This window comes from Actinoplanes sichuanensis (assembly GCF_033097365.1).
Lineage (GTDB): Bacteria > Actinomycetota > Actinomycetes > Mycobacteriales > Micromonosporaceae > Actinoplanes > Actinoplanes sichuanensis.
In genome coordinates this window covers 2610709-2624662 of sequence record NZ_AP028461.1, presented here as the reverse complement: position 1 = coordinate 2624662, position 13954 = coordinate 2610709, and the positions used below count along the sequence as shown (strand labels likewise).

General features: G+C 70.2%; 14 protein-coding genes. 3 read left to right on the top strand and 11 right to left on the bottom strand.

The genetic code is table 11. From position 1 onward, the window contains the following. Window positions 1-48: 48 nt before the first annotated feature. The 3 genes from Q0Z83_RS11660 to Q0Z83_RS11650 form a co-directional block, all read right to left on the bottom strand. Window positions 49-825: a glycosyltransferase family 2 protein gene (locus Q0Z83_RS11660; protein ID WP_317793879.1), complete on the bottom strand. Its 777-nt coding sequence runs from the start codon at window positions 823-825 to the stop codon at window positions 49-51. A gap of 484 nt (window positions 826-1309) precedes the next feature. Further along, entirely contained in the window at window positions 1310-1969 is a 660-nt protein-coding gene (locus Q0Z83_RS11655) for a response regulator transcription factor (RefSeq protein ID WP_317793878.1), read from the bottom strand. After that, window positions 1957-3399, bottom strand: a complete 1443-nt coding sequence (locus Q0Z83_RS11650; RefSeq protein WP_317793877.1) for a sensor histidine kinase — start codon at window positions 3397-3399, stop codon at window positions 1957-1959. Before Q0Z83_RS11650 ends, Q0Z83_RS11655 begins: the two co-directional genes overlap by 13 nt. Before the next feature lie 181 nt (window positions 3400-3580). On the opposite strand from Q0Z83_RS11650, the gene Q0Z83_RS11645 reads away from it, so the two are divergent. Together Q0Z83_RS11645 and Q0Z83_RS11640 are read left to right on the top strand one after the other, a co-directional pair. After that, entirely contained in the window at window positions 3581-4804 is a 1224-nt protein-coding gene (locus Q0Z83_RS11645; protein ID WP_317793876.1) for an alpha/beta hydrolase family protein, read from the top strand. 481 nt (window positions 4805-5285) lie between these two features. After that, window positions 5286-6005 (top strand): pectate lyase, encoded by a 720-nt coding sequence (locus tag Q0Z83_RS11640; protein WP_317793875.1) that lies wholly within the window; start codon window positions 5286-5288, stop codon window positions 6003-6005. A gap of 193 nt (window positions 6006-6198) precedes the next feature. On the opposite strand, the gene Q0Z83_RS11635 is transcribed toward Q0Z83_RS11640, so the two are convergent. Next, window positions 6199-6447: a hypothetical protein gene (locus Q0Z83_RS11635; protein ID WP_317793874.1), complete on the bottom strand. Its 249-nt coding sequence runs from the start codon at window positions 6445-6447 to the stop codon at window positions 6199-6201. 357 nt (window positions 6448-6804) lie between these two features. On the opposite strand from Q0Z83_RS11635, the gene Q0Z83_RS11630 reads away from it, so the two are divergent. Next, complete coding sequence (locus tag Q0Z83_RS11630; RefSeq protein ID WP_317793873.1) at window positions 6805-8601, top strand: thiamine pyrophosphate-requiring protein; 1797 nt, start codon at window positions 6805-6807, stop codon at window positions 8599-8601. A 73-nt stretch (window positions 8602-8674) separates the two neighbouring features. On the opposite strand, the gene Q0Z83_RS11625 is transcribed toward Q0Z83_RS11630, so the two are convergent. The 7 genes from Q0Z83_RS11625 to Q0Z83_RS11595 all read right to left on the bottom strand — a co-directional run bounded on the left by Q0Z83_RS11625 (window position 8675) and on the right by Q0Z83_RS11595 (window position 13912). After that, window positions 8675-9133, bottom strand: coding sequence for a hypothetical protein (locus tag Q0Z83_RS11625; RefSeq protein WP_317793872.1), 459 nt, complete (start codon window positions 9131-9133; stop codon window positions 8675-8677). Next, the gene (locus Q0Z83_RS11620; RefSeq protein ID WP_317793871.1) at window positions 9133-11469 is read right to left on the bottom strand and encodes a molybdopterin oxidoreductase family protein; all 2337 of its coding nucleotides are present in this window, start codon (window positions 11467-11469) and stop codon (window positions 9133-9135) included. Before Q0Z83_RS11620 ends, Q0Z83_RS11625 begins: the two co-directional genes overlap by 1 nt. Before the next feature lie 241 nt (window positions 11470-11710). After that, window positions 11711-12226, bottom strand: a complete 516-nt coding sequence (locus tag Q0Z83_RS11615) for a hypothetical protein (RefSeq protein WP_317793870.1) — start codon at window positions 12224-12226, stop codon at window positions 11711-11713. Between the two features lie 178 nt (window positions 12227-12404). Beyond that, the gene (locus tag Q0Z83_RS11610; RefSeq protein ID WP_317793869.1) at window positions 12405-12710 is read right to left on the bottom strand and encodes a hypothetical protein; all 306 of its coding nucleotides are present in this window, start codon (window positions 12708-12710) and stop codon (window positions 12405-12407) included. Window positions 12711-12952: 242 nt separating this feature from the next. Next, window positions 12953-13228, bottom strand: a complete 276-nt coding sequence (locus Q0Z83_RS11605; RefSeq protein ID WP_317793868.1) for a hypothetical protein — start codon at window positions 13226-13228, stop codon at window positions 12953-12955. Window positions 13229-13317: 89 nt separating this feature from the next. Continuing rightward, window positions 13318-13482, bottom strand: coding sequence for a hypothetical protein (locus Q0Z83_RS11600; RefSeq protein WP_317793867.1), 165 nt, complete (start codon window positions 13480-13482; stop codon window positions 13318-13320). A 49-nt stretch (window positions 13483-13531) separates the two neighbouring features. Continuing rightward, a complete protein-coding gene (locus tag Q0Z83_RS11595) occupies window positions 13532-13912 on the bottom strand; it encodes a hypothetical protein (RefSeq protein WP_317793866.1) in 381 nt (126 codons plus the stop codon). Between the last annotated feature and the right edge of the window lie 42 nt (window positions 13913-13954).

Here is a 13954-nt window from a genome sequence, read left to right as displayed (position 1 = left end):
TACTAACCTCGGCCTCACCCAGATTCAGGAACCCGGCCTTCCTCAGATTCAGGCGGCGAGGGCGTAGACGGCGTAGTGGTTCGCGCGGCGGCGGCCGTAGATGGTGAACGTGTCACGGATCGTGCGGACGATGCTCTTGGTGGTGACCGTCGACCCGGCGACGCGGGTCTCGAGGCGGACCGGGGCGGCCTGCACGTCGGTGATGCCGGCGGCGGCGGTCGCGACGAACAGTTCGAGGTCGAACGCGAAGCGGCGTTCGCGCAGCCGGGGCAGGACCTCGGTGAGTACGTCCCGGCGGATGATCTTGCAGCCGGTCTGGGTGTCCCGCACCGTCAGGCCGAACATGGCCGTGACCAGCGTCGAGTAGGACACCGAGATCAGCTTACGGGCCCGGCTCGCACCCGACACCGAGGCGATGTGGCGCTTGTCGGCGTAGACCATGGCGTGGCCGCCGGTGCGGGCGAGCGTCAGGTAGTCGACCAGGTGCCGGGGGTCGATGTCGCCGTCGGCGTCGATGAACCCGACCCAGGCGCCGTTGGCGGCGGCGAACCCCTGGTGCAGGGCGGCGCCCTTGCCCTGGTTGACCGGGTTGTCGAGCACCGTCACGTTCACCATGCCCGCGAGCAGGGCGGCGGAGCCGTCGGTCGAGCCGTCGGAGACCGCGATCACCTCGAACGCCACCCCGGCCTCGGTCAGGCAGGCGACCAGCTGCTCGACCGTGCGACGCACCACCGGACCCGGGTTGAAGAACGGCACCACCACGCTGAGCTCGACGGCCGAGCGACGGACGGTGGCGGCGGGGGCGGCGACTGCGGTGGCGTTCATGCCCCCACAGATCGGATCGCACCCTCAACGCAACCTCAAGCCGCTCTCAGGACCCGCGCAAGGATCCGCGACCGAGGATGAACAGCGTTACCGAGATCCGGAAGGGTCCGCCGGCGCGATCCCCCGGCAGAGATCATCGCCGCCAGCGGGCGGTCTGGAGCCCGCGGCGTGCGTCCCGCCTTCGGCATGACGAGATGTCCGCCGATAAGCCGATGACGGCGAGCACGACGAGATGTCCGCCGACAAGCCGATGACGGCGAGCACGACGAGATGTCCGCCGACAAGCCGATGACAGCGAGAATGAGATGAGCGGACAGCGGGCAAGGATCGACCATGCGATGGCTACTCGTATCCCTGATCGTGGCAATGGTCATACTCGGACCGATCCTGTCCTACAAGGCCTTCAAGCTGGGCCGATCGATGCGGCGCGACACAGGCCGGCGCGGCTGATCTGACGGGCCGATCGGGTCCGTGCCTCGACGGGTCACTGCGCAAGGCCAGGCCAGGACTGCAGGAACTTCACGACGGCCAGGACGCGACGGTGATCGGAATCGGCGGCGGGAAGGTCGAGCTTGGTGAAGATGCTGCTGATGTGTTTCTCGACCGCGCTGTGGCTGACCCGCAGGGCATCGACGATGCCGTTGTTGGATCGGCCCTCGGCCATCATCCGCAGCACCTGCGACTCTCGGGGTGTCAGCCGTTCCAACGGGTCGGGGCGGTGCCGCACGATCAGCTGGGCGACCACCTCCGGATCGAGGGCGGTGCCGCCGGCGGCCACCCGGCGCAACGCGTCGAGGAAGTCGGTGACGTGCGCGACGCGGTCTTTCAGCAGGTATCCGACCCCGTTGGTCCGCACGGACAGCAGGTCGGTGGCGTAACGCTCCTCGACATACTGCGACAGGACGACCACGGCGACCGCCGGGAACTGGTGGCGGATGACGAGGGCGGCCCGGATGCCCTCGTCGGTGTGGGTGGGTGGCATCCGCACGTCGACCAGCGCGATGTCGGGGCGATGCTCGTCGACCGCGCGGAGCAGGTGGTCGGCGTCGGCGACGGCCTCGACGACGTCGAATCCACCGTCGTCGAGCAGCCGGGTCAGACCGGCACGCAGCAGCACCGAGTCTTCCGCGATCACGATACGCACGGCAGCTCCACGGTGATCGTCGTCGGTCCGCCGACCGGGCTGTGCAGGGCGAACGTCCCGTCGACCGACGCGGCGCGCTGGGCCAGCCCGCGCAGCCCCGTACCGGCCCCGGCGGTGGTGGCGCCGCCTCGGCCGTCGTCGGTGACGACCACGCGCAGCCCGTCGGCGGTGCGGTCGACGGTGACCTCGGCGTGGGTGGCGCCGGCATGCTTGGTGATGTTGGTGAGCGCCTCGGAGACGACGAAGTAGGCGATCGCCTCGATCACCGGCGAACACCGCTGCGGCACGGCGACGCTCAGGCGCACCGGCATGGGGACGCGGGCCGCGATCCCGGACAGGGCCGCGTCGAGGCCACGGTCGTCGAGCACGGCCGGATGCAGGCCGCGGACGAACTCGCGTAACTCGGCGAGGGCCTGGGTGGCCTCGTCGTGGGCGGCTTCGATGGCCTGCCGGGCCGGGCCGGGCGCATCGGTGAGGTTGGCGCGGGCCATACCGAGGTTCATCGCGAGTGAGACCAGCCGCTGCTGTGCGCCGTCGTGCAGGTCACGCTCGATCCGGCGGCGCTCGGCGTCGGTGGCGGCGACGACATCGGCCCGGCTGCGGGCCAGGGACTCCACCCGCAGTGTCAGCTCGTCGCTGCGGCTCGGGCCGAGTAGCGCCCGGGCCGCGGAGGTGTCGATGCGGGCCACACCGCGGGCCACCCACGGTGCCGCCAGCAGCGCCGCCACCGCCAGGACGGCGGTCGGCGCGGTGACCGGCCACCAGGCCTCATCCGACAGCAGACCCAGCGCCTGCAGAGGCAGAACCGCACCGAGGCCGATCCCGGCCGACCAGAAGGCCAGCGTCAGAGCAGCGCCCGCCACACCGATGACCAGCGCGAGCACGTGATAGGCGGCCTGCCGCCAGGTGGCGGCCGCGCGGGCGGTGCGGGCGAGACGGACCGGCCACGGGCCGTCACCGGTACCAGCCGCACGGGCGTGATGCACCGGCCACGGGCCGTCGCCATTACCGGCCGCACGGGCGCGATGCACCGGCCACGGGCCGTCACCGGTACCAGCCGCACGGGCGCGATGCACCGGCCACGGGCCGTCACCGGTACCGGCCGGCAGCGCTGGGATCGCGACGCCGAGCGTCGCCCGGAAACGTCGGCGCTGCAGCGCGGTCAGGGCTGGCAGCGACCACAGCACCGCGAGCGGTGCGACCACGGTGAGCAGCAGAAACGTGGCGGTCAGCGGCCAGTCGTCGGTCGATGCGTAGAGCAGGCTCCAGCCCGCGCAGTAGGCGGCGCCGACGGGCAGGCCGCAGACGAGCGTGAAGGTCAGCACGCCGATCGGCAGCCCCATGATCGCGTGGGCGGTGGCACGCCAGGAGCGCGCCGCCCACAGGGCCGCCGGCGCTGTCCGGAGTCTCACCACTGATGCCGAGGTCACGTGATCAAGGTAAACACCCCGCAGCTCAGCGCCCATGGGGCTACCCCTCGCTCGAGGGTGCGGTTATCCGCACCCTCGAGCGGCTGCCTGCCCCACCGACACCGGCGCCCGTTTCCGGCAACGTGGTCCCCGGGCGGCCGCCGGCCGATTCCGATCCCGCGACCAGACCGAAAGAGACCACATGATCAAGAGCTTGCCCGCTTCGGTACGGCCACTGCGCCGCCGAACGCTGCTGACGGCCGCCCTGGCCTCCGGTCTCGGCCTGGCCACCGCCGCTCCCGCGGTCGCGGCCGCACACCGGCGGCTCACCGGTGGATACGTTCTGCCCGCGCCGACCGGCCCGGAGTGCCTCGGCACCGTGTCGCTGCACCTGCGAGACCGCAGCCGCACCGACCCGTGGGTGCCGGGCCACCAGGTCCGCGAGCTCATGATTCAGATCTGGTATCCGGCCCGCAGCACCCGCGGTCACCTGCCGGCGCCCTGGCTGTCACCCGGGGCGGTCCCGCACTTCGCGGAGGTCTTCGGGCTGCCCGCCGACCGGATCCGCGCGACCGTCACCCATGGCCGGGCGGGCGCGCCGGTCGCCCGACGGGCGGGCGGCCACCCGGTCCTGCTGTATTCGCCGGGTCTCGGCGGCGACCGCGGCACCAGCTCCGCTCTGGTCGAGGATCTGGCCTCGCACGGATACATCGTCGTCACCGTCGATCACACCCACGATGCGTCCGAGGTCGAGTTCCCCGACGGGCGGGTCGAGGTCGCCGCGCTACCGCCGGATCTCGACGACGAGGTCATCGGACGTGTCGCCGACGTCCGGGCGGCCGACATTCGATTCGTCCTCGACCAGTTGGCCACTCTCGCTGCCGGCCGCAATCCCGATGCCGGGCGCCGGCCGCTGCCCGACGGTCTGCGCGGCGCGTTCGACCTGGACCGGGTCGGCATGTTCGGTCACTCCCTGGGCGGCAGCACCGCCGCCGCCGTGATGCACGACGACCGTCGGCTGAAAGCCGGTGTCAACCTGGACGGCACTCTCGTCGGCGCCCGCGCGGTCGGCGGATCCGACCGGCCGTTCCTACTGGTCAGCAGCGATCACGGCGTCGGGGCCGAGGACCCCACCTGGGACACGTTCTGGACCGGCCAGCGCGGCTGGAAACGCGAACTGCGCATGAAGGGCGCCGTGCACGGGTCGTTCAACGACGGCGTCGTCCTCTATCCCCAGGCCGCTGCGGAGATCGGTCTCACCCCGGAGCTGCTGGCCGAGATGGTCGGTGCTCTGGAGCCGCAACGGTCGGTCGCCGTTCAACGCACCTATCTGCGGGCCTTCTTCGATCGGCATCTGCGGCACCGCGACGGCCGTCTGCTGCGCGCCCCGCACCCGAGTTTCCCGGAGATCGAGTTCGTCCGGTGACCCGGTCCGGGCGGCGCAGCCCTCGCCGCGGGCGGCGCGGCCCAGGTCGCGGGCGGCGCGGCCCAGGTCGCGGGCGGCGCGGCCCAGGTCGTCGCGGTAGCGGAAGGCGACGTCGCGGAAGGTGACGGCGGCGCCGGGTGCGGGGAGGGGCGATTCGCTACGGTCACAGCCAGACTCCGCATCGCCGGTCGAACCCCGGAGATCAGCGCTGGAGGTCGAACGGGCAACACGAAGCAACCTCTGCGGCCCGCCGGGCGACTACCGGGTGCGGGCGTGTGGAGAGTGCGCAATAACCGCAATCCTGCAACAAAGCTGCAAACGAATCTCATTGACTTAAATCGATCGACGATGACATGTTGGAAACGTCCTTCGCCAAGACCCACCGGCCTCATCCCCATGACGTCACGCGCTGCTGTGACGACGGCCGGCATCGCCCATCTTCATCGACGGAGGTGGGCCTCCCCCGAGGAAGGTTCCCCACATGAGAAGACCACGCGTGCTCATCGGTGCCGTCGTTCTGGCCGCCGCCCTGGCCGGTTCGGTCGCGACGGTGAACATGGCGTCCGCCGCCACGGACGTGAAGGTCACCGCGTCGATCAAGGTGACCGGCACCTTCGACGGCGGCGGGAAACGCTACATCGGCTCCGGCGACCTCGGCAGCGGTGGCCAGAACGAGGGCCAGGACCCGATCTTCGACCTGGCCGCGGGCGCCACCCTGAAGAACGTCATCCTGGGCGCCCCGTCCGCCGACGGCGTCCACTGCGCCGGCAGCTGCAACCTGACCAACGTCGTCTGGCAGGACGTCGGTGAGGACGCGGCCACCTTCCGCGGCACCAACGCCACCGTCGTGATCGACGGCGGCAGCGCGGCGAGCGCCTCGGACAAGGTGTTCCAGGACAACCGCGGTGCCGGCGGGTCGGTGACCATCAAGAACTTCAAGGTCTCCAACTTCGGCAAGCTCTACCGCTCCTGCGGCAACTGCTCCACCCAGGCGGCCCGCAAGGTGACCATCCAGAACGTCACCGCCACCAGCGGCAAGGTGATCGCCGGCGTCAACACCAACTACGGCGACGTCGCGACGCTGAAGGGCAACAGCATCGGCAGCATCCCGACCTGCTGGCTCTACACCGGCAACAACACGGGTGCCGAGCCCACCAAGACCGGCACCGGCGCGAACGGCAAGAACTGCATCGTCTCCTAGCAACAGGCTCAGATCACGCACCGGCCGTCCGAGCGATCCTCACTCGGGCGGCTGCTGCGTGAGCGACGACAGCAGGTACAGCGGCTGAGCGCCACCGGCCGGATCCCGGAGTGGCGGGTACCGGAATCGCCCGCCATCTGATCGGTGAAGCCCCGCCCTTCGTGTGAGGCGCGGGGCTTTCTGCTGCGTACAGCTAATAGGTGTTCGCTCTTCCGGTTCCCCGGCAGAAGCCGCACGACCACTGCTGGTGTTCGGGAGTGTGGTAGCGGCCGGTGCCCCGGCAGGCGCCGCACCGGCCGGTTCGTTCGTATCTGTCCTTGCGGCTGATGCTGATGAGCCACACGCCGATCAGGCCGGCGATGATGAGGCAGGGGCATGCCATGAACCCGATCATGACGGCGGTGCCGAGGAGGCTGTCGACGGCGCCCATCGGTTGTTCCATCAGGTGCGGGTTGCGACAGGGCGGCTGTGGGCTTGACGTGTCATGGGGTAACCCTGCCGTTGTCGGTGAGGTTCGTCGATTCGTTGACCGGGTGCTTGCGGCGGCCTCTTCGCCGTGCGTTGTGGGGCTGATCGGGTTATCGGTGCGGGGTGTGTGCCGGCCGGTTGGAGGGCTCTTTCCGGCTGCCGCCACGCCCGACCGCCTCGGAGGGTTTCGCGGCACGGAGATCGCCGTCCTGGGGGCCGAAGAGCGATTCGCGCCGCTGCCGACGATCAGCCAACCCCGCCGGCAGCTGGTTCATCACCGGCGATGGGGGTACGCGGTAGCGACCGTGAACCTGATCGGGAGGAATCTGGCATGGCTGGCCGTACGGTGTCGGATCTGCTGGTGGAACGTTTGTCGGCGTGGGGAGTCGACCGGGTCTTCGGCTATTCCGGGGACGGGATCGACGGGGTGATGGGGGCGTTGCGGCGGGCCGGGAAGCCGGCGTTCGTGCAGGCCCGGCACGAGGAGGCCGCAGCGTTCATGGCGGTCGGGCACGCCAAGTACACCGGCCGGCCAGGGGTTTGCGTGTCGACTCAGGGGCCGGGTGCCGTACATCTGCTGAACGGCCTCTACGACGCCAAGCTCGACGGTAAGCCGGTGGTGGCGATCGTCGGCCAGCAGGCGTCGACGGTGCTGGGCAGTGCCTACCAGCAGGAGATCGACCTGGTCCGGCTGTTCGGTGACGTGTGTGCGCAGTTCGTGCAGGCCGCGCACACGCCGGAACAGATGCCGATGCTCATCGACCGGGCCTTCCGTATCGCGATGACGACACGCGGCCCCACCTGCGTGATCCTGCCGCACGACGTGCAGAAGGCTTCCGCGCCGGATCCGGGCACGCACGAGCACGGAGTGATGATGACCAGCCCGGGGCTGCGCCCGGCCCGGGTCGTCCCGTACGACGAGGATCTGCGGGCGGCGGCCGAGGTGCTCACCGCGGGCGAGCGGGTGGCGATCATGGTGGGTCAGGGGGCGTACGGCGCGGCGGACGAGATCGTCGAGCTGGCCGACCGGCTCGGGGCCGGGGTCACCACCTCGCTGTTGGGCAAACCCGTGCTGGATGAGGGCCTACCGTTCCACACCGGAGTGATGGGTCATCTGGGTACCACGGCCAGCGCCGAACTGATGCGTGAATGCGACACGCTGCTGCTGGTCGGTACCAACGATCCGTGGACCGAGTTCTATCCGGCGCCGGGGCAGGCGCGGGCGGTGCAGATCGACATCGACGGCCGGCAGCTCGGCGTACGGTATCCGGTTGAGGTTGCTCTGGTCGGTGATGCCGGTGAGACGGTACGGGCGCTGCTCGCCAGCATCGAGGCGCGGGGTGACCGGGCGTGGCGGGAGCGTGTCGAAGCCTCGGTGCGCCGCTGGCACGACGTGGCCCGCAGCCGCGCGGCTGCTGCGGCTGAGCCGATGAATCCGCAGCACGTGATCCGGTCGTTGAGTGGGCGGCTGCCCGGCGACGGGCGGGTGGCGGTGGACGTCGGGTCGGTCGTCTACTGGTACGCCCGGCATCTGCGGCTGCCCCGTGGGGTTCCGGCGCATCTGTCGAGCACGCTGGCGTCGATGGGCTGCGGTGTCCCGTACGGTATCGCCGCGAAACTGTCCGCCCCGCACAGCCCGGTCGTGGTGCTCACCGGGGACGGTGCCATGCAGATGTCCGGCCTGGCCGAGCTGGTGACCGTGGCCGCGCGCTGGCGGCAGTGGGCCGATCCGCGCTTCGTGGTGTGCGTGCTGAACAACCGGGATCTGGCCGAGGTGAGCTGGGAGCAGCGTGAGGCGGAGGGCGAGCCGCGGTTCGCCGAGTCGCAGGAGCTGCCGGATCTGCCGTACGCCGGATATGCCGAACTCCTCGGGCTGCGTGGCGTGCGGGTCACCTCGGCCGGGGAGATGGAGCAGGCGTGGGAGGCCGCCCTGGCGGCTGACCGGCCATTCGTCATCGACGCGGTGGTGGACCCTTCGGTTCCGCTGCTGCCGCCGGGGCAGCCGTTCGAGAACGTGAAGGCGATGTACGCCGGTCTCGCCGAGGAGCAGGGCCCGCAGGCGCGCCGTGCCGAGGCGCACCTGCGCCGGGAGCGGGCCGACGAGGGTTACGACGACGTGGCCGTCTGACGGCCGGGTGACCGCCCGGGTTCGGCCGTTCGGGACTGCGTCCATGCTGTTCCGTCGACCCTGGCCGGGCGCCTCACTCGGAGACGACCAGCGCCTGCGGGGCCGCGGCCTTCATCCGGGTGCGCAGCCACGCGAGTTGGGTCGAGGTCTCGCTCTCGCACTGCTGGACGACCTGCTGCAGGTCCAGGTCGCGGGCACCGCGGGCGGCCTGCCCGACCACCGTCCAGCAGATGTCGCACTCCGCGGCCATCAGATAGAGATCCTGCAGGTCGCGGAGCAGGCCGATGCCGCCGGTGCGGGTGCCGGAGAACAACTGCGAGTGCAACCGGTCGGGTTCGTCCGGCGCGTCCTCGGCGTAGCGGTGTGCGAACGGTTTGAGCAGTTCGGCGTGCCGGTCGCAGATCGTCGCCTGTCGCCGGCACAGGTGCAGCACGTCGGGTTCGGCGGCGTGCGCGTCGGCGACCTGCCGGAACGCGTCGGCCAGGTTGGTCTGGGAGCGGTGCAGCAGTCCGAGGTAGTGGGCGAGGTGCATCAGCGGTCTCCCTCCGCGCCGGCGAGCTTGACGATGCGTACCGCGGTGACTTTGAAGATCGGTTGTTTGGAGACCGGATCCCAGGCGGTGGCGGTGAGTTCGTTGGCGGCCCGTGGCGACCGGTCGGGTTGATCGACGTCGAAGTAGCCGTAGTGGAACGGCACGAAGATCACGCCGGGCCGGATGCGGCCGATGCGGGCCGGGGCCTGGATGGCGCCGCGCGGGGACGCGATGCCGACCAGATCACCGTCGGTGATGCCGTGGCGGGCGGCGTCGTCGTCGCTGATCTGCACCCAGACGTCCGGGGCGGCGGCGTCCAACTGCGGGGCACGGCCGGTTTTGGTACGGGTGTGAAACTGGTACACGGTTCGGCCGGTGGTCAGCAGCAGCGGATAGTCGTCGCTGGTCACCTCGGGCGACGGCTGGTAGTCGATCGCGTGCAGGAACGCCCGCCCACCCGGTTCCCTGGCCCGGTACTGCTGCTCGCTGTACTCGGCGCCGGTGGACAGATCATGGCCGTACGTCTCGCAGTAGTCCGGATCGGTGTTGAAGACACCGTCGGCGTAGAGCCGTTCGGCACCATCGGGGTGATCGTCGTTGCACGGCCACTGGATGCCGCTGCCGGCACGTAGCCGCTCGTAGGTGATGCCGGTGTAGTCGCACGGCCGGCCCGCCGAGCACTGCTTCCACGCCTCGAACACCTCCTCCGGGCCGGTCCAGGTGATCAGCGGAGCGCCGTCGCGGTTCCGGAAGTCCATCCGGCGCGCGTAGTCCAGAAAGATGTCCAGGTCGCTGCGCGCCTGGCCCGGCGGGTCGACCGCCTTCTCCGACAGGTGCACGGTCCGGTCCACACAGGTGAACGTGCCGAGCTTCTCTCCCCATGTCGCTGCCGGCAGCACCACATCGGCCAGTTCGGCGGTCTCGGTCAGGAACAGATCCTGTACGACGACGAACAGCTTCTGGTCGGCCAGGATGCGCCGTACCCGGGCCAGGTCGGGCAGCGACACGGCCGGGTTGGTGGCCGAGATCCACAGCAGTTTGATCGAGCCCTGCTCGGCGTACCGGAAGATCTGCATCGAATGGGTCGGCGGCGACCAGTGCGGGATGGTGCCCGGCTCCACGTTCCACAGTTCGGCGAGCTCCGCGATGTGCTGCTCGTTGTCCCAGTTGCGCAGCCCGGGCAGGTCGCCGTCGGCGCCGGTCTCGCGGGTGTTCTGCGCGGTCGGCTGCCCGTTCATCTGGTACAGGCCGGCACCCGGCCGGCCGATCATGCCGCGCAGCAGGTGCAGGTTGTTGACCGCGCACGCCGCCGCGGTGGCCTGATTGGACTGGTAGAAGCCCTGCAGCACGGTCGACAGCAGTCGCTGGGACGTGCCGAGCAGTTCGGCGGCGCGTTCGACGTCGACGGCGCGGACGGCACAGATGTCGGCGACCTTCTCCGGCGGGTAGCCGTCGACGATGCGAGACAGCTCGTCGAAGCCGAGGGTGTGCGCCGCCACGTACTGCTCGTCGACCCAGCCCCGGCGGATGATTTCGCGGAGCAGGCCGTTCATCAGCGCGACGTTCGTACCGGAACGAATCGGCAGGTGTACGTCGGCCTCGCGCGCCACCGGCGTGTCACGGGGGTCGACGGCCAGCATGGCCGGCGGGTTCGGCCCTCGTCGCCGGTCGAGCATGCGCATCCACAACACGCTCTGGGTCTCGGCGACGTTGTGACCCCACAGGGCGATCGCGTCGCAGTGGTCCACATCGGTGTACGAGCCGGGCTGTCCGTCGGTGCCGAAGCTCGCCTTCATGGCGGCTGCGGCGGTGGCGGTGCACAGGCGGGTGTTGCCGTCCATGTGCGGGGTGCCGATGCCGGCCTTGCCGATCACGCCGAGCGCGTAGTACTCCTCGAGAAACAGCTGGCCGGAGGTGTAGAAGCCGAAGTGGCCCCAGCCGCCCGGCCGGTCCAGCAGCTGCCGGGATCGGGTGACGATCCGGTCCATGGCGGTGTCCCAGTCGGCTTCGACGAGCCGACCGTCCTGCCGGATCAGGGGCCGGGTGAGGCGGTCCGGGCTGTTGTCGGCCTGCCAGCCGTACAGGTCCTTCACGTCCAGGCGGCCATGGTTGATGCGGTCGACGGCGCGGCCGCGTACCCCGACGATGCGGCCGTTCGTGACGGCGATGTCCATGGCGTCGCCGTTGGAGTGCAGGATGGACGCGGACCGGTGCCAGCTGTCGACCTCGTCCTCGGACAGGCCGTGGTCGAGGAACACGTCGACTCGCTCCGGCCAGGCCTGGCCCGGCCCGTACGGTGTCCGCATCCCCCACGGGTCGTCGATCCGGTCAGCCATCGTGAGCCTCCTGAGTCTGCGGCCGTGCCGACCAGAACGGCATCGGGTGGCCGGTGGTCCGGTTGAACAGCCCGTCGACGACGGTCACCAGGACGACCCCGGCCATCGCGACCGCGAGTTGAGCCGGGCATGCTCGCCACCCGCCTTTCGCCCGGTTGCGGCGTCGCCGCTTCGGCTGGGTGACGGATCTACCCGATCGCGCTGCCGTTACGCATCGTCCGTGGGCAGAACACCGGCCGGCTCAGTCACCGGCCTGCGAGCCGCTCTCGTTCTCTTCGCCGGTGGCCGGGTCAGAGGCGCGCGGATGATTCTGGATCGGCGTGCGCAGCCTGTCCAGCCGTTCCTGAGCACGCTGCACGGCCTCGCGTGAGCGGTGCAGGAATGCATCGCTGCGATCCAGGCGAGCCACCTCCCGGGCGAAAGCGCCCTGGATCCGCTCCATCGGATCGGGCCTGCCGGGCTCGTCGGAAGCCGCTCGGTCGTCGAGGGCGCGTTCACGTGTCGTCGCGTGTTGCTCTCGGGTGTCGGCGATGGCGTCACGCTCGTCAGCTGTCCGGTCGCGCTGCGCAGCCCCCAGTTCCCGTCTGGCGAGCGAGCGTTCCCGCTGCTCCAGCTCGTCGCCGCGTGCTGCCAGCTGCTGCTCACGGTCGGACAGGTGCTGCTCGCGGGCGTCGAGGAGCCGCTCCCGCGCGTCCAGCTCCCGCTGCCGGCCGTCGAGGTGGCGGTCCCGCGCGTTCCGCTGCTCATCGGGAGACACGATCCGATCATAGGCAGTCGGTACGCCGAGCGGGCCCGGTGGCTCCGGCACTCGACTATCGTCGGGCCTCATCGCTCGGTCGTGTGCCGGGCCGCCTCCTCGACGGTGATGCCGGTCGGCGACGTACCTCTCGGGCCCGCCACGCGTCCACCCGGGCGGCGATGCCCAGTGCCTGCAGTCAGAACCGTCGCGCTGCCCGAGCGTCACCGGCCGCCAGGTATGCCTCCCCCAGATACTCCATGCCCGAGGTCGACTCGCCGAGCTCGTGACCGAACTCCTCGATCAGTTCGGCCGATTCCCGCAGAGAGGCGATGGCAGCGTCCGGGTCGCCGTGCCGGAGCTGGTGGACGCCGATCACCTCCAGGGCGGATGAGCGGCTTCGCGGGTCGCCGAGCTCATCGGCGATGTCGAGCACGCGCCGGGCCTCGGCGAGCCCGTCATCGAGTGCCTCACCGACCGCCAGGCTGCGCCGGCAACGATCCATCGCTGACTCGAGATTCCTCGGTACACCGGTCGGCCATGCCGATCCCGTGGTGCATTCGGGCGATCACTGCTCGGTCACCGAGGCGTTCGGCCGCGGCCAGGGACAGTGCCAGCAGCTCGCTTCGGTCTCCAGGGGCAGGCTCATTCGCGACGTCGACCAGGTCAGCTTCCAGACGCGAGCGCCGAAACCGTACATGTCGGCCACCTCGACGGCCCCGACCAGGACTCAGCCGCGTCGGGCGATCAGCTACGTGCCGTGGCGTAGTCCGGACCGGTCACCGCATGCCGGACGTGGAGGGTCCGCCACGTCTTGCCGTCGGTGTTCAACCGCCCCGGTTCAACCCGCAGCGTGATGGTGAACGAATCCTCGGCGGCGTCCGTCTGAATGGCGATCAAGTCACGGGCCATCTCGTCGGCCTCGGACAGTCGCCGGGCCTGGGTGTGGCCGAATCTGAGTCCGGACACCGTAAGCGCCCACCACCGGCCCTCACGCGTCGCCACCACCTCATAGTTGATCATCGAGCTAGGGTACGGAGCCGCGCCCTTCACCCCGCAAGGCCCGGAGCCACCTCGCCCGCGATCCCGGCGATCAGGGCGGGTGACGTGCGTCACCAGCGGGTATCGGGTGGGCGATTAGGGGCGCCGATCCGATGTTGCGCGACCGGCGGTTCGACGCGACGCGGCTGGGATGGGCGGTCCACCTCGGTCGCGCCGAAACCGCGGCCGCGCCGTCCCGGCACCTCCATCGGGAACGAGATGAACTGGATGTCCATCCCAAAAGCGAGCGAACCGTCAACGGCCGTCGGTGCGGCGACCCGGTCTTCACCTGTTCGCCTTCCCCTGGAGGTGGGCGGCCATCGCGCCGCGGTAGGCCTGTTCGGCTCGGTCGAACTCACCGGGCTCCAGCACGAGCGGGGTGCCGTCAGGGGGTCCGAGTCTGCGCAGGCCCGCGAGGAGGCGGTCGGTGCGCCGTTCGGCGAGTCGCCGGCCGGTCTCGGTCAGCCAGTATTCGCCGTCGCCGAATTCGGCCACCCCGGCGGCGACCAGGTTGCCCATCCCGCGGGTGAACTCGAACTCCTCGAAGACGGCCCGTTCGATGAAGTCGCCGATGCCGATCAGGTCGGCCAACGGCGCACGGTTGTCACGGTGGGTGCCTTTCAGGGTGCGCAGGACCCAGACATCGGTGCCAGTCCACTCGCTCACGGGGAACGCCTCCTATTTATCGTCGATGCGACGATAATGACA